Origin of the sequence: Spirosoma sp. SC4-14, assembly GCF_037201965.1 — a bacterium.
Lineage (GTDB): Bacteria > Bacteroidota > Bacteroidia > Cytophagales > Spirosomataceae > Spirosoma.
Genome location: NZ_CP147518.1, coordinates 307,437 through 324,040, shown reverse-complemented (window position 1 = coordinate 324,040; position 16,604 = coordinate 307,437). Strand labels below are relative to the sequence as shown.

Annotated in this window: 14 protein-coding genes; 11 read left to right on the top strand and 3 right to left on the bottom strand. The window is 47.4% G+C overall.

Going from position 1 to position 16,604, the window contains the following annotated elements:
* Positions 1-73 precede the first annotated feature (73 nt).
* From WBJ53_RS01325 to WBJ53_RS01310, 4 genes are all read left to right on the top strand, one after another.
* Entirely contained in the window at positions 74-3,823 is a 3,750-nt protein-coding gene (locus WBJ53_RS01325) for a VCBS repeat-containing protein (protein WP_338874245.1), read from the top strand.
* Positions 3,824-3,978: 155 nt separating this feature from the next.
* Positions 3,979-4,842: a glycerophosphodiester phosphodiesterase family protein gene (locus WBJ53_RS01320; RefSeq protein ID WP_338874244.1), complete on the top strand. Its 864-nt coding sequence runs from the start codon at positions 3,979-3,981 to the stop codon at positions 4,840-4,842.
* Positions 4,843-4,915: 73 nt separating this feature from the next.
* Positions 4,916-6,439 carry a GH3 auxin-responsive promoter family protein gene (locus tag WBJ53_RS01315; protein ID WP_338874243.1) on the top strand — a complete coding sequence of 508 codons (1,524 nt, stop codon included), beginning with the start codon at positions 4,916-4,918 and terminating at the stop codon, positions 6,437-6,439.
* 197 nt (positions 6,440-6,636) lie between these two features.
* Positions 6,637-7,893 carry a 4-hydroxy-3-methylbut-2-enyl diphosphate reductase gene (locus tag WBJ53_RS01310; RefSeq protein WP_338874242.1) on the top strand — a complete coding sequence of 419 codons (1,257 nt, stop codon included), beginning with the start codon at positions 6,637-6,639 and terminating at the stop codon, positions 7,891-7,893.
* A 1-nt stretch (position 7,894) separates the two neighbouring features.
* Here WBJ53_RS01310 and WBJ53_RS01305 read toward each other — a convergent pair whose 3' ends face one another.
* Complete coding sequence (locus WBJ53_RS01305; protein WP_338874241.1) at positions 7,895-9,619, bottom strand: family 10 glycosylhydrolase; 1,725 nt, start codon at positions 9,617-9,619, stop codon at positions 7,895-7,897.
* 512 nt (positions 9,620-10,131) lie between these two features.
* On the opposite strand from WBJ53_RS01305, the gene WBJ53_RS01300 reads away from it, so the two are divergent.
* Positions 10,132-10,599 carry an Lrp/AsnC family transcriptional regulator gene (locus WBJ53_RS01300; RefSeq protein ID WP_162388905.1) on the top strand — a complete coding sequence of 156 codons (468 nt, stop codon included), beginning with the start codon at positions 10,132-10,134 and terminating at the stop codon, positions 10,597-10,599.
* A gap of 83 nt (positions 10,600-10,682) precedes the next feature.
* Here WBJ53_RS01300 and WBJ53_RS01295 read toward each other — a convergent pair whose 3' ends face one another.
* Positions 10,683-11,900, bottom strand: a complete 1,218-nt coding sequence (locus WBJ53_RS01295) for a tetratricopeptide repeat protein (protein ID WP_338874240.1) — start codon at positions 11,898-11,900, stop codon at positions 10,683-10,685.
* 136 nt (positions 11,901-12,036) lie between these two features.
* On the opposite strand from WBJ53_RS01295, the gene hpt reads away from it, so the two are divergent.
* A complete protein-coding gene (gene hpt / locus WBJ53_RS01290; RefSeq protein WP_338874239.1) occupies positions 12,037-12,564 on the top strand; it encodes a hypoxanthine phosphoribosyltransferase in 528 nt (175 codons plus the stop codon).
* Positions 12,565-12,628: 64 nt separating this feature from the next.
* On the opposite strand, the gene WBJ53_RS01285 is transcribed toward hpt, so the two are convergent.
* Entirely contained in the window at positions 12,629-13,849 is a 1,221-nt protein-coding gene (locus WBJ53_RS01285) for an NADH-quinone oxidoreductase subunit D (protein ID WP_338874238.1), read from the bottom strand.
* Positions 13,850-14,041: 192 nt separating this feature from the next.
* Between WBJ53_RS01285 and rpmG the strand changes: the two genes are divergently transcribed.
* The 5 genes from rpmG to WBJ53_RS01260 all read left to right on the top strand — a co-directional run bounded on the left by rpmG (position 14,042) and on the right by WBJ53_RS01260 (position 16,554).
* Positions 14,042-14,227, top strand: coding sequence for a 50S ribosomal protein L33 (gene rpmG / locus WBJ53_RS01280; RefSeq protein ID WP_012929817.1), 186 nt, complete (start codon positions 14,042-14,044; stop codon positions 14,225-14,227).
* A gap of 81 nt (positions 14,228-14,308) precedes the next feature.
* On the top strand, positions 14,309-14,464 hold the full coding sequence (locus WBJ53_RS01275; RefSeq protein WP_171741734.1) for a DUF4295 domain-containing protein: 156 nt from the start codon (positions 14,309-14,311) through the stop codon (positions 14,462-14,464).
* A gap of 159 nt (positions 14,465-14,623) precedes the next feature.
* Positions 14,624-15,580, top strand: a complete 957-nt coding sequence (gene ftsY / locus WBJ53_RS01270; RefSeq protein WP_338874237.1) for a signal recognition particle-docking protein FtsY — start codon at positions 14,624-14,626, stop codon at positions 15,578-15,580.
* Positions 15,581-15,850: 270 nt separating this feature from the next.
* Positions 15,851-16,057: a prevent-host-death family protein gene (locus tag WBJ53_RS01265; RefSeq protein ID WP_338874236.1), complete on the top strand. Its 207-nt coding sequence runs from the start codon at positions 15,851-15,853 to the stop codon at positions 16,055-16,057.
* An 80-nt stretch (positions 16,058-16,137) separates the two neighbouring features.
* A complete protein-coding gene (locus WBJ53_RS01260) occupies positions 16,138-16,554 on the top strand; it encodes a hypothetical protein (protein WP_338874235.1) in 417 nt (138 codons plus the stop codon).
* The last annotated feature ends 50 nt before the right edge of the window (positions 16,555-16,604 follow it).

The following is a 16,604-nucleotide window of genomic DNA, read 5'->3' as shown; positions in this document are numbered from 1 at the left end:
TGTAAAAAGAAGAGGGTCGAATCCCCGGCTGGCCGACGTTGCCGCGCCGGGGATTTTTGTCTAAATTTCACTTATGCGCTATTTGTTCTGGCTATTCGTTCTATTCCTCTTTTCACTGATCGGCTGTAACCACCATACGCCCCGGTTCGAACGCCTGACAGCCAACCAGACCGGTGTCAATTTTTCGAATACTATCACTGAAAGCGACTCGCTGAATGTGCTGGAGTTCGAATACATCTACAATGGTGGGGGAGTTGGTGTTGGCGATTTCAACGGCGATGGCCTGAGCGATGTCTTTTTTGCTGGCAATCAGGTTTCCAGCCGGATGTATCTCAACAAAGGCGACTTCAACTTTGAAGACGTTACTAAACCCGCCGGAGTCGGTACCCAATTCTGGTGTACAGGTGTGGCCGTCGCCGATATTAATCAGGATGGTCGACAGGATATTTATGTATCGACCATTCACCCAGATCGAAACAAATCCGTCCCTAACCTATTGTTTATCAACCAAGGAAACGATGCTAATGGGGTTCCACATTTTCTGGAGTTAGCACAGGCTGCGGGCCTGGCCGATTCCAGCTATTCTACCCAGGCAACCTTTCTGGACTACGACCACGACGGTGACCTCGACCTTTTTCTGCTGACCAACGCCCTCGAAGCTTACAACCGCAACAATGTTACCGGCGCCCGCAATAACGGTTCAGCACGCAGTAGAGACAAACTGTTCCGGAATGACGGTACGGGCTGGGATGGTAGGGAAGAAAAAAACTCTCTGCCATCCCCCGCCACTCTCCGCCATCCCAGCCCTTCGCCCTCAGCCCCAAGCCCTATACCCCATTTCACCGACGTCACAGAGCAGGCCGGTTTGAACCACGAAGGCTGGGGGTTGGGCGTTGTTGTCAATGATATTAATCGAGATGGGTGGGCAGATATTTACGTTGCCAACGACTTCCAGTCGAACGATGTCTGGCTGATCAACAATCAGGACGGTACCTTCACAAATCGCATTGCAGAAGCTCTAAAGCACCAAAGCCACAACAGTATGGGCGTCGATATGGCTGATATAAACAATGACGGTTTTAACGACCTTGCCGTAGTAGACATGCTTCCCGACGATAACCTTCGGCAAAAGACCATGTTTTCGGTAATTCCGTACGACCGTTTCCAGATGGCCCGTCGACTTGGCTACCAACCCCAGTATATCCGGAATGTGCTACAGCTTAATCGGGGAAAAGGGCAGGGAGAAAAGGGTCTGGGATTGCGGGGCGTTGCGGGGAATAAATCGGAGTATCTTACATCCGCGCCCTTTACCCCAAACCCCAAGCTCTCCGCCCCCTGTCCTCTGCCCCTCTTCTCCGACATTGGTTACCTGGCAGGTATAGCGGCTACGGATTGGAGCTGGAGTGCGCTTTTCGCCGATATGGACAACGATGGTTATCGCGATTTGCTTATTACAAACGGCTATCGAAAAGACATTACGGATCTGGACTTTATTAGCTATAATCGTGACGCCGGAACATTTGGCACGGATACGGATCGGCGCCGTCAATTGCTAAAGCGAATAGAAGAGCTGGAACCCGTTTATAAGTCCAATTTTCTGTTTCATAACGAAGGGGGAAGCCTACAGTTTACAGATGTAGCTCAGAACTGGGGCCTTGCAGAACCATCGTTCACGAATGGGACAGCTTATGCCGACTTCGATAATGATGGTGACCTGGATCTGGTCATGAACAACATCAACGACCCCGCATTCATCTACCGCAACCTTACTATCGAAAATGCCAAAGATTCGGCCAGTGGTCACTTTCTAAAAATATCACTTCAGGGTATATCTGGTAATCGGGAAGGGCTGGGAGCGAAACTACGACTTTGGGCTGGCGGCCAAACATATTATGCCGAATATACACGGCAACGCGGCTACCAATCTACGATGGAATCGGGCATTCACATCGGTCTGGGAGCTATACGACAAATCGATTCCCTGAAAATTCTCTGGCCATCGGGCAATGGGCAAACGCTGCGTAGCATTCCTACGAACCAAACGGTGATTTTAGATGAACGCAAAGCAAGTTTGCAAACAGCCGATTTTCTTCAATTAACAGTACCCGAAAAGCCACCGCTTATTGAACAGTCGGCCGCTATGGGTTTAGTGTTTCAGCATCAGGAAGATGATTTTGTCGACTATAAAGCCCAGCAAACGCTCCTTCCGCACAAGCATTCGCAATCAGGACCAGGCATTGCGGTTGGCGATATCGACGGCAACGGTCTCGATGATATATATATAGCGGGAGCCGCCAATCGGGGAGGAACGTTTTTTCTGCAGGAGAAAGACACCAAAAATAAGAGCCATTTTCGCCGTAAAGATCGTCCGGCAAAGGAACCGGAAGAAACCGGTGTTTTGCTGTTCGATGCCGACAATGATGGCGATCCTGACCTGTATGCCGTACACGGCAGCACTGAGTTCGGTAAAAATATGGCACGTTATCAGGATAGCCTCTATCTCAATGACGGTCACGGTAATTTTCGCGCATCCCCACAATCATTACCGCAAATTACCGCCAGTGGCTCGTGCGTGATTGCCGTTGATTTCGATCACGATGGCGACCTCGATTTATTCATTGGCGGGCGAATTGTACCGCAACGCTATCCAGAATCAGCAAAAAGTTATTTGTTACGTAACGACGGTAACTATGGGCATGGGGCAGAGAGCAGAGAGCAACGGGCAGTGTTCCCTGCAACACCCCGCCGGTCTCCGCAACACCCCACCCCAAGCCCTTCGCCCCCCGCCCTGCCCCATTTCACCGATGTAACGGAGCAGATAGCGCCGGGGTTAAGTCAGGCTGGACTAATCTGTTCAGCGCTTTGGACCGATATAGATAACGATAGCTGGCCCGATCTGATGCTGGCGGGCGAATTTATGCCGATCACGGTTTTCAAAAACCAGCATGGCCAGATGTTTCGACCAGTATCTATGCCATCGCTGGCACAAACATCAGGCTTTTGGAATAGCCTTACGCCGGGCGACTTCGATAACGATGGTGATGTGGATTACATTGCGGGGAATCTTGGCCTGAACAATCGGCTTCGGGCTTCGGCCGAAAGGCCAGTATCCGTTTATGCAGCGGACTATGATAAGAATGGCACGCTGGACCCGATTCTGGGTTTTTTCAATGGACCAATCGAGTATCCGTTTCATCCCCGCGATGTGCTAACCGACCAGGTCCCTTCGTTCAAGAAAAAAATGACTTCTTATGCTCAATATGGTAAAATGACCTTAAGCGACCTACTGGGCAGCGACCGGCAAAAGCAGGCCATTATAAAACGAGCTACCTATTTCCCAACGGCTTATATTGAGAACCTGAAGGGCACGTTTGTTCTCCACCAATTGCCCATTGAAGCCCAGTTTTCGGCCACATTTGGTAGTGTAGCTACCGACCTCAATCAGGATGGTAACCTGGATATTCTGTTGATTGGTAATGATTATGGAACCGAGGTTCTTTCGGGCTGGCAAGACGCAGGACTTGGACTTTGCCTGCTTGGCGATGGACACGGTCATTTTAAACCACTTATGCCTGGAGCATCCGGCTTTTTGGTCGATGGTGACGCCAAAGCCCTGGCAGCGATACAACTGGCCGATGAACAACTCCTTTACGTTGCTACGCAAAACAATGGTCCTCTCCGTGCATTTAGTGTAACAACTCTACCTAAATCCGGAACATCAGGGTTATCATCACGCAAAAATAAACCCCGCAAAACAGAACAATATTGGGGGAGTGGCTACCTTTCGCAGTCGTCGCAGCCACTCAATAAGACCAGCTACTAAATCCGGGCATAACTAGATCGCACACGAGTATTATCGCTTTTTTATAACCCTACTATAGGACAAAACTTACCTAAGAGTGACAACTAAGAAAAGAAATTGTACTTTTGATTGGTCCATCTGCTAGCTCCATGCGTTTAAGCGTTTTACTTACGTGCATGATTTTCACCGCGTTTACTCAGCTCCATCCGCCTGCCTTCGATCTGGAAGGGCATAGAGGCTGCCGGGGACTTATGCCAGAGAATACGATTCCCGCCTTTCTGAAAGCGCTGGACCTTGGTGTAACAACCCTCGAACTGGACGTAGTGATCAGCAAAGACCAACAGGTCGTTGTTTCGCATGAGCCATATTTCAATGCGGCATTCAGCATTGCCCCCAACGGAAAACCGGTTGATAAAAAAGAACAGAAGAGTCTGATCCTCTATCAAATGGAGTATGCCGACATTAAGCAGTACGATGTCGGTTCAAATGGCAACCCAGCTTATCCTGAACAACAGAAACTAAAAACCTATAAACCACTACTGCACGACGTTATCGAGCAGGTGGAAGCGTACCGAAAAGCCCATCAGCTCCCTGACTTTTCGTACAATATTGAAATTAAAAGCGAGCCTGCTGAATACACTAAAAGTCAGCCCGAACCAGCCGCTTTCTGCGACCTTGTAGAAGCCATTATTAGCAGGCAACTCCCGAGCGAACGTGTTGTAATCCAAAGTTTTGACTTCGCCGTACTCAAACACTGGCAACAACAGGCCAGCGCAGGACATTACCCAAAGGTCCGGTTATCGGCATTGGTCGAAAATCTGCGCAGTCCCGAAAAAAACATCGAAGAGTTGGGTTTTATTCCCGATATCTATAGTCCTTATTTCCGGCTGTTGAGCCGGGCAAAAATTGATCGTTTACACCAACAGGGGATTAAAGTAATTCCATGGACTGTTAACCAACCTAATGATATGAAACGGCTAAAAGATTGGGGGGTCGATGGTTTAATAACCGATTACCCAAACCGGGCGGGTAGTTTGTAAACTAACCAATGCTTTCGTAAGTTTCTACTTCTAATCGGACAAAGACCGGTTAGTTTATGCGTAATTATCCAGTATGACCTTCCTGAACACTACGCTAAAATGGCTCCTGCAACGACGCATTCCCCGCATCGAAGCAATGATGAAGCACCCTGGTGCGGTGCAGCAAAAGGTCTTTGAACAATTGATCAGCGCAGGTCGTCGGACCGAATGGGGTCGTCAGTACCACTATCAATCGATACGAACGTTCCGCGACTTTCAGGAACAGGTTCCAGTATCGAGCTACGAAGATTTGTTTCCCTACATTGAGCGTGTAATGAAAGGAGAAACCAATGTGCTTTGGCCCTCGCCAGTACGCTGGTTTTCGAAATCGTCGGGTACGACCAATGCCCGCAGTAAGTTCATTCCTGTTACAACCGAATCGCTCGATGACAGTCATTTCAAGGGAGGTAAGGATATGATGGCGCTCTACGTAGCCAATTATCCTGATACGCGCACTTTCGAAGGGAAAGGCTTGTCGATTGGAGGTAGCCTTCATGCCAACCCATACGGTAAAAACAGTGCGGCTGGCGACGTGTCGGCCGTGGTTATGAAAAACCTGCCAACCTGGGCACAGGTTATCCGAACTCCTTCGCTGGATGTAGCCCTAATGGACGAATGGGAATCGAAGATGGAGCGAATGGCCGACGTAACGGCTGAGGAAAACGTAACGAGTATGCTCGGCGCACCAACCTGGGGGCTGGTGCTGATCGATAAAATTCTGGCCCGAACCGGCAAATCGAACATACTGGAAGTTTGGCCAAATTTTGAAATTCTGATTCACGGGGCGGTTAATTTCCAGCCCTATCGCGAATTGTTTCAGCATCAGGTTTTCCCGTCAGAGCGCGTGCGCTATCAGGAAGTTTACAACGCATCGGAGGGTTTTTTTGCCATTCAGGACGATCTGTCGCGCATTGGCGAAATGTTGCTGATGCTCGATTACGGCATTTTTTATGAATTTATTCCGGCTCATGAATCCGATCAATCGAATCCCAAAACACTAACCATCGACGAAGTTGAGCTAGACAAAAATTATGCCCTGGTTGTATCCACATCGGGGGGGCTCTGGCGATACCGAATCGGTGATACTGTTCGGTTTACATCACTGTATCCACACCGGCTCAAAGTCAGCGGTCGTACTAAACATTTTATCAATGCGTTTGGCGAAGAGGTTATTGTCGAAAATGCCGAGATTGCCATCACACGCGCCAGCGAAGCAACGGGAGCCGTTATAGCTGATTATACGGCCGGACCAGTTTACATGAGCAACGGAAGCAACGGCTGCCACGAATGGGTTATTGAGTTTGCCCAGGAACCCGATAGCCAACAGCGTTTCAACCAAATGCTGGACGATACGTTACGAGAAATCAATTCAGATTACGACGCCAAACGCTACAACGACATGGTGCTGAAACGTCCGCGCATCCATGTAGTGCCACGCGGTACGTTCTACGCCTGGATGAAACAACGGGGCAAACTGGGTGGGCAGCACAAGGTACCCCGGCTAGCCAACTCCCGCGAGTATCTGGACGATATTCTGGGCAAAGTACTGGAGTTGTAGTCATTTGCCAATAGTCCTCATCATTAGAAAATCATCTGGAGTATAGGCAGAATGTGGGTTGAAGAGGGTTGAAGTTCAGCTACCAAATATAATCCAGACAGTGGTTAATTTTGCAGCGAACAAACTCTCAAACGTCGCTGTTCTTAACACAGTAAGGATTGGTATTCACGACTGATCTGACCACGGCTCACTGACTCATGAAATCGTTCGACATCCCCGACTATTACCGTAGCAGCATTATTACCCCCCTGAAAGAATTTCGGCGGAAACGCGATAAGCTAAAACGGGACTTCTCCCCTACCCGGCTCGATTTTGGCCCGGTTCGGTTTCTGATTGCCCGGCATTTTGGCTTTTGCTATGGCGTCGAAAATGCAATCGAAATTGCGTATAAAGCCATTGCCGAAAACCCCGATAAACGAATTTTTCTGCTCAGTGAAATGATCCATAACCCGGACGTAAACGCTGATTTGCAAAGTCGGGGCATCCGTTTCATCATGGATACAAAGGGGAACCAGCTACTCCCCTGGGATGAATTGAAACCCAATGACATTGTAATTATTCCGGCTTTTGGCACAACGCTCGAAACGCAGAATAAACTGGCTTCCATTGGGCTGGATGTCGAAAAATACGATACAACCTGCCCGTTTGTTGAGAAAGTGTGGAATAAAGCCGGTCAGATCGGCCAGAAAAACTACACGGTGGTAGTTCATGGCAAACCGAACCACGAAGAAACCCGCGCAACGTTCTCCCACAGTAAAGAAGCGGCTCCTACAGTTGTTGTTAAAGACATGAAGCAAACCGAGCGGCTGGCCAAATACATGATGGGCGAATTGCCTGCCGATCAGTTTTTTTCCGAGTTTTCGGGGCAATATTCTACCGGCTTCGACCCATCGCGCGATTTGCAGCGGATTGGCGTTGTGAATCAGACAACAATGCTGGCATCCGACACCCAGGGAATTGCCGATTATCTGAAGCAGATTATGATTCAGAAGAATGGTCTTGGCGAAAATCCCTCCACCGATCAGGTCGATCTTTATTTTGCCAACACCCGCGATACACTTTGTTACGCTACGAACGACAATCAGGATGCTACTTATGCATTGCTGACAAATTCGGCCGATTTTGCGGTTGTGGCCGGAGGCTATAACTCGTCGAATACCTCACACATTGTTGAGCTTTGTGAAGAAAAACTACCAACTTATTTCATCGAATCGGAACAGAAAATCCTCTCCGACAAGCTAATCCGTCACTATGACGGCCGTACGAAACAGGAAGTTATCACCGACAATTTTATTCCTCAACGAAGTGCATCAGATACCAACCCAGTTACGATTCTGCTCACCTGTGGCGCTTCCTGCCCAGATGCTATAGTAGAAGGGATTTTGTTAAAACTGGCCAGTTTCTTCCCCGATGCGCAACCTGTCGAGAAAGTTATGGCAACAACCATGCAGTAAATTATCGGACCTTAACAATAACTTCTTTACTCTCATTATGCAGCCGGTCGACGGCGGTTACGACATACACATATTTTTTCTTTGGGTCGACGTTTTTATCGATAAAACGCGTTGTCGATTCGCCTATGCATTGCCCAACAATACAACGCGGATCGTTGAGCCGCAGCCGGGGCCGCTGCCCTTCGAAACGATATACAATATAATAATTGGCCCCATCCCCATCTTCGGCTTCATCGGGTTGCTGCCAGAAAAGTTCAATTCCTTCGGCCGTATCAGCCGCTTTCAGATCGCGGGGCGGCAGCGGTGGTATGCTATCTAACCAGGTCATGGGCGGTACTAGCGCCGGATACCGATAGAAGTTTGTCTGAAGCGAATCGCGAATCGACAATGGATTTGTTTTCAGCGATTTGGCACTAAAAAACACGCTTCCCAGCACTGATGATTGCTGCCGGTTATACCGCATCTGTTCGGGAAATTCTGTTGCACGTCCCCACCCCGGATCACGTTCAGAACCCCGTCCGACCCGGTAAGCACCATGACCAATATATAGGTGGCACTTGCCACAGTTACGAGCCCACCACCCCACCAGTGTTTTGTAAGGTACTCGATTAAATTCGGTGCTGAAATATATCTGCGGCACAATGTAATCAACAAGTCCCTCCCGAACCCATTTGCGGGTGTCGGCATATAAATCATAATACGACTGCCCGCCATTGGTTGCCGACCCTTCGGCATCGTTGCTTTGATTTTTCCAGATACCAAACGGGCTAACACCAAATTTGATCCAGGGCTTATTGGCCCGAATCGAATCGCGGATTTCGACAATAAGCTTCGTTACATTATCACGTCGCCAGTCGTCTTTTTTCATGCCATTAAAATTTGCCTGATAGGTGCTATCGTCGCGCAGCGTCTGACCAGCCACAGCATACGGGTAAAAATAATCGTCGAAGTGAATGCCATCGATATCGTATTCCCGAACCACATTTGCAACAATTCCGGCAATATAGGTCCGTACGGCGGGTGCTCCCAGATTGAATAACTTACGACCACCATAAGTAAACACCCAGCCAGGTTTGCGATAGATAATATTAGATGGCGCAATACTAGCTGTTTTACTGAATGTAGCCCGGTCCAGATTAAACCAGGCATGAAATTCCATACCTCGCTGGTGCGCCTGATCAATCATAAATTCCAGAGGGTCATAAAACGGGTTGGGAGCGAGCCCCTGCTGGCCAGTGAGCCACTCCGACCAGGGCTCTGCACTTTTGGCATAAAACGCATCAGCCGCCGACCGAATCTGAACAATTACCGCATTGATTCCCATTTGCTGCTGTTGATCAAACATATCAACGATCTCGCGTTGCTGATTGGCAACAGGCAATCCTTTTTTGCTGGGCCAGTCAATATTATCGACTGTAGCAATCCAGACCGCCCGAAATTCCCGCTTAGGCGGAACAGCGCCCAGCTCATCAGGCATTGGCTCGTTCATCGCTTCCGTTTCGAGGGCATCGATATCGGCAGATGGAACGGTAACGGTAACCGTTGTGGGCTTTGAGGGTTGTGGTTTGGCTGCTACGGGAGGACTTTGAGGAACCGGAGCCGGTTTAGCCACAGGTGGCTTTGTGGTTCGTACGGGTGGCCTCCGCACAACAACTGGTTCTGGACGGCGACATCCATCACTTAAAATAGCCAGCAGTAAAAGTCCCAAATAAGCCAGTGCACGCATCACAGAGAGTGGGTTAATCGCCAAAAATAACGATATGAAACCAGATCATAGTTTATGAAGACACCGTTTTTTGTCGTTCGTATGTTACTTCAGCATAAAATCGCGAAAGTAACTAACACCTTTTCAGGCACATGCTCACTACTGCGCCTGGCAACGAGCCATCTCTAGACTAAGCTTATTTTCAGTTGCAAGTCTAGCTTTATTTTGCCTTTTTGGCCGTACTTGCGCCTTTAAGCCATTATTTGTACCAAATACTACTTTATGGTATAATAATCGACACCTGTAGTTTTTACCTAATTTAAAGACCAGTAACATTCTTCTGATGAACCAGTCAATAGAAGTGTCATTTGGTGTCTTACGGAATTCCTTTAATTTTGTGCCGCCTAAATAAAGGATAAGCAATCATTCTTTTGAATTTTGCAGAATGCCAATATCTTTTTAGATTATTTTAGCTTCAAAGATTGTATTTTTGCGACATCCTGAAAACGAAATGTAAATAGACCGCTTTGTGTATGAGCCATAAATTAGATCAGATAGATCGCAACGTATTAGAAATTCTGCAAGCCAACGCTAAAATCACCAACGCACAACTTTCTAAAGAAATCGGACTTTCCCCCGCCCCTACGCTGGAGCGTGTAAAAAAACTCGAAACCTCGGGCATTATTCAGAGCTACCATGCTCAACTCAACCGTGAAAAAGTTGGTCTCGGCGTCACAACCTTCGTAATGGTAACATTGGTAGGGCACAAAAAAGAAACGACCATGTCGTTTGTGAACCGTGCCAACGAAATTCCCGAGATAATTGAATGCCACCACATTACGGGCTCAGGCGATTTTCTGCTAAAAGTGATTGCTAAGGACATTGCCTCCTATCAGGCTCTGATGCTGGATGTTATCAACGAAATCGACGAAGTTGCCAGCACCCAAACGATGGTAATTATGTCGACTTTCAAAGAAAGCAAAGTACTTCCAATCCCGTAAGAATGATGAATTATAAATGATAAATGATGAATACGTAACGGTACGTAATTCATCATTTATCATTTATAATTCATCATTAAATATCACTCTCTTCTTCTCCTGCGCTCTTCGCGCCTTGCTTTTTTCTGTTCGTCCAGTAGTTTCTTTGCTTCTTTGTGCTGGGCTGATTTCCGATCCGACTTATCAATCACTTCCTTAAAATAAGCCTGGGCCTGGTCATAATTCTTTTCGTCATTGGCCATCTTACCCAATGCCAATACCGACGACCAGTAGTAGCCAGCATTTAAGGCGTTGGTTTGCTTTGCAAAATCAATTGATTGCTGGTAATATTTCCGGGCTTCTCCTTTGTTTTTGTAGAAAAGCTGATTTACATAAGCCAGAATATAGGCGGCCGTACGCCCGCTAACGCCCTCATAACCAGACTGGCTCCGTTCTATTTTTGCCAATATATCCTTACAGATTCGCTCGGCCTCATTTAAACGACCGGTAACAAACGCCGACCGGGCATAGTATCGCTCAAAAAATGGATTATCGGGATACTGCTCCGCCATATATTTCGATAACTCATAGGCTTTGTCGTACTGGTTTTCCATACTATAAATCTGAACCAGAAAGTAGCGTGCTTCTACACGGGTATAGAAAGCCGTATTGGCGGTTTTTTCCAGTTCCTTAATGCCATTCACCTTATTTCCTTTCGGGAAAAACATCAGAATTGGCTTCAGCAACGGGTAATTCTCCGGAATCCACTGGGCATAGTAGTCATACATACCGTCGCCGAAAAGTAATTCGGGGCTAAAATCGGCATTACCTTTGCATTTTTCGAAGTATTTCAGGGCATTTTTCCCGGCGAATGTTGCCTTAGTCCACTTCTTACGCTCCGAATAGAGTCGCCCCTTAAAGGCATAGGCAGCGGCCAGAAAAAACGAAGGTTCCAGTTTATTTTCACTTTCGTCATACAGTTTTTCGGCCAGAGTGATCGTCGTATCCATTAGTGCCAGACAACGATCGTCGTAATCTTCTACATCAGTATTCGGTACAATCTTCCACCATTCGGCCAGGCCCATCAAAAAGTAAGGCATCGGATGTTTCGGGTAGCGGAGCCGTAGCCACCGAAACTCTTTATCAGCGTCGTAGAACTTATAGTTATACATCAGATTGATGGCCTCCGCCGATTCAATCTGCACGCCAGGATGCTTCAGCAAGCCATCATATTTCTTGTCAAACGCCGACGGGTCATACAACTGGGCTTTTGTCAGAATAGCGAAGCCCAAAAGACATACCGTCAACACTGCTTTTTTCATTCGTTAAAGTTTCTTTAGCTTTCTTACTACGTATCAACGTAATATGACCTCAGTACGTTTACTATCGTTTATTTTTTAGCGATTTTTTGTCCACACCTAAGCATCAGCGTATCTTTGCCGCCACGCAGATGCTGACATGATAACAATTAAAGACAAAACCTTTGTCCCGCTCATTAGTGCCGAAGCCATTCAGGCCCGGATACAGGAACTGGCCGAACAGATTAATCAGGAATACGCGGATAAACATCCTCTTATCGTTGTCGTTCTGAACGGCGCATTTCTTTTCGCGGCCGATCTCGCTAAAAACTTAACCATCCCCTGCGAAATCACATTTATTCGGGTTTCTTCCTACAGAGCGACGGAATCGAGCGGGCAGGTTAAGCAAATTCTGGGACTGAACGAATCCATTGAAGGCCGCGACATCATTGTCGTTGAAGATATTGTTGATACGGGGCTCACTCTCGCTCAGGTCTGCGATCAACTTCAGGAAAAAGGCCCTAAATCGCTAACAATTGCGACTCTCTTATTCAAGCCATCTGCGCTGCAAAAACCACTTGATTTACACTACGTTGGCTTCGAGATCGAAAACCGGTTTGTGCTGGGTTACGGACTGGACTACGACGGGCTGGGCCGAAACACACCGAATATTCTGGTGCTGGAGTAAGAGGTTCGGTGTCAGAATACGCAAACTCCTAAAGGCGCATGGCCCAATTATTCTCACGAATCCCTTACCGATCCACTTCGCCCATAACCAGATCCAGAGAGCCTATAACAGCAACCAGGTCGGCCAGCATTCCACCTCGCGAAATTTCGCTGATTACAGACAGGTTATGGAACGAACACGAGCGGGCTTTGCACCGCACGGGTACATCTGACCGGCCATCGGTTCGGAAAAAGAACCCCAGTTCGCCTTTGGCACTTTCGGCACGAGCGTAGAAATCCATTGCTTTAGGGCGAATTTTCTTCGGCACCACCGCTTGCGGGTCGTAGTCGCGCGTGCGTCGATGGTCGGTTGTTAGTTTATCCAGGCACTGCTCCACAATCTTCAACGATTCGTGACATTCCAGCACGCGTACGCTGTTTCGATCCCAGCAATCGCCTACGGTACCCATTTTACCCTCACCAATAGGAATTGCAAATTCAAGTTCCGGATAGACGGAGTAGGCATCTACGCGACGAAGATCATACCGCAGCCCTGACCCTCTCAACACCGGACCCGTGCAACCGTAGTTGATAGCTACCGGTAAAGGCAAGACCCCAACATTAGCCGTCCGCTTCACAAAAATCTCGTTTTCGATCACCAATTGCTGCAACTCAACCAGTTTAGGCTTCAGATACTGGACAAACTCACGGCAACGCTCTTCAAATCCGACTGGTAAATCATAGAACAGCCCGCCAACCCATATGTAGTTATACAACATTCGGGCACCGCTTACCCACTCCAGCATACGCTGAATATGCTCCCGGTCGCGCATGAGCCACAAAAAAGGCGTATACGCACCAATATCGAGCGCATAGGAGCCAATCGCTACGAAATGAGAAGCGATGCGATTCAGTTCGGCAACCAGCACCCGGATATATTCTGTCCGTTTCGGCAGGTCGTTCTGAATACCCAGCATTCGCTCAACGCCCATCGCAAAAGCATGTTCGCCGTTCATAGCAGCCAGGTAATCGAGCCGATCGACAAACGGAATTGTTTGGTTGAAAGGTAGCTCTTGTGCGTGTTTTTCAAAACAGCGGTGCAGATAACCCAGGTGCGGTACTACATCGACAATAATTTCGCCATCGGTAACCACCTCGAGTCGCAACACACCGTGGGTTGATGGGTGCTGCGGTCCCATATTCAGGATCATTTCGCCCTCGCGGAGCCTATCGGGCCGATATACATTTGGCTCCGACGCCCGAAAATGACCGGGCGCATACTCATATTGAATTGTTTGCGTAGTCATATTGCGTATCAAACAGCATACGGCTGGTTGTACATACTCCCTTCAAAGGTCGGAATTCATGGTTCGAATGCCAAACGATTGTTGCTTTTAGGCTAACCTATTACAAATCATTACTTTTTCTTAATCAAGTGTTTGTCCTATTGAAGAGATTTTGTACCTTTGCGCTCCTTATCGAGAAAACGAACTTTAGCAATGGCAAAGAAAGGCGCCAATAGAATCCAGGTTATTCTGGAATGCACCGAGCAGAAAGACAGCGGTGTACCCGGCATGTCCCGGTACATCACCACGAAAAACCGGAAGAATACGCCGGCTCGTATCGAGCGGAAAAAGTACAATCCGTTCCTTAAGAAAGTAACGTTGCACAAAGAAATTAAATAAGTTTACGGTTTACGGTGGCTAACGCATCGTTTTTATTGTGCGTTAGCCACCGTAAACCGTAAACTGCAAACCATACAAACAATGGCAAAAAAGGTAGTTGCAACCCTGAAAACGAAGGACAACGGTAAAGCTTTCGCAAAGATTATCAAAGCCGTTAAGTCGCCTAAAACTGGCGCTTATACCTTCAAAGAAGAAATGGTCCCGGTTGACGAAGTACAGGCTGCGCTGAAAGGCTAAGGTTTGCTGACTCAACTTATTTGTACTCACACATCCGAGCGTCCCACAGCCCGAAATGGCTTAGTGGGACTTTTTTTGTTATAGCTTTGTTGGATAGGCGTGATTGGTGGCTGGCGACATCAACCAACCACCAATCATCAGCCACTAACTACTGATACAATGGCTCTATTTGGTTTTTTCTCGAAAGAAAAGAAAGAAACGCTCGATAAAGGTCTGGAGAAAACAAAAGATAGTTTTTTCTCAAAACTTGGCCGGGCGGTTGTTGGTAAATCGACTGTCGATGAAGAGGTACTTGACGAACTGGAAGGCGTCCTGATTTCGTCGGATGTAGGGGTCGAAACAACCGTTAAGATTATCCGTCGCATTGAAGAACGGGTTGCTCGGGATAAATATATGGGCACCGATGAGCTGGACCGCATTCTGCGCGAAGAAATTGCCGGGCTGCTGGCAGCTAACAATACTGAAGATGTCAGCGATGATTTCGTATTGCCTGTCGATAAAAAACCGTATGTGATTATGGTCGTTGGCGTCAATGGTGTTGGTAAAACCACAACTATTGGTAAACTGGCCGCTCAATTCCATAAACGGGGCAAAAAAGTCGTGCTGGGTGCTGGCGACACCTTCCGGGCAGCGGCTGTCGATCAGCTCAAACTCTGGGGCGACCGTGTTGGCGTGCCTGTTATTTCGCACGGGATGAACACCGACCCATCGGCCGTAGCGTTCGATGCCGTCAAAAAAGGGGTCGATATGCAGGCCGATGTGGTAATTATCGACACGGCTGGCCGTTTGCATACGAAGATCAATCTGATGAATGAGCTGACCAAAATTAAGCGGGTAATGCAGAAAGTAACGCCCGACGCGCCCCATGAGGTGCTGCTGGTGCTGGATGGTTCAACCGGGCAAAATGCGTTCATTCAGGCAACAGAGTTTACAAAAGCAACTGAAGTAACGGCACTCGCCATTACCAAACTCGACGGAACGGCCAAAGGGGGTGTTGTAATTGGCATTTCGGATCAGTTTAAGATTCCGGTTAAGTACATTGGTGTTGGCGAAAAAATCGAAGATTTACAGACTTTCAATAAGATGGAGTTCGTTGATTCGTTCTTTAAGAAGTGACGTTGATTTGAATGGCCTATCAATTGTCCTTTTCTGATAAAGTGCTAAAAGCTTAAAGCGCATACCTAAAGTTGATGGTCAGCGGATCATTTTTGCGCTTGAAGAACTGGCAAGCGATCCAGATAATAAAACCAATGTCAACCGGTTAAATAACCACCCAGAAGCTATTTTCAGATTACGAGTAGGTAATTATCGTGTTTTGTATGATAAACACGACGTGCTGCGAATAATTGCGGTTATTGATATTGGCCACCGAAAGGATATTTACGAATGACTCTTAACGCCCAAATCATTCAGTCTGAGGGTAAACCTGCCTTTGCGGTTATCACCTATGATGAATATGAAACGCTTCAGCGAAGTCTGTCCTCTTTTGATAGTCTCGAAGATTTTGTAGACTACATTCATGCGTTGAATGTAAAACAGGAAACGACTACCTGGCATACTTTAGATGAGGTAAAAAAGGAATTAGGCTTATGATAGCCCATAATGCTTTTTTCTCCAATCGGATATTTCTTTTTTTATTGAGCCTGTTTGTCCTGCTAGTACCTACAGGCTTAATGAGCTCCTGCCATCCGAAATCGATTCTACAAAAAATTAAGCAAGGCATTTGCGGCACGGTAGTTGTCAAACGGGGAAATTTCATGCCGGGGCCGGGTGCGCCCAAAGCCTCGGGTTCGCCAGTCGAGCGCGATGTTCTGATTTTTCCGTTGCTGAATATGAATCAGGTCGATGCGGGCGACAACGGTTTTATCAACTCTGTAGGCGAATCAAAGCCAATAAAAACCGTAAAATCTGATAAAAACGGGAAATTCTGTGTGAGCTTACCGGCTGGTCGCTATTCAGTTATTGTTCGGGAGCCGAAAGGGCTGTATGCCAACTCATTCGATGCCCAGAACAATATTTTTCCGGTTACGGTCCAGAAACAAAAACAAACTACTATTAAAGTAGAAATTACACATCAGGCCGTTTTTTAACCTGATGACGGCTTTTTTCTTTCTATTTGCTTTAGTTTTCATACCGTTTG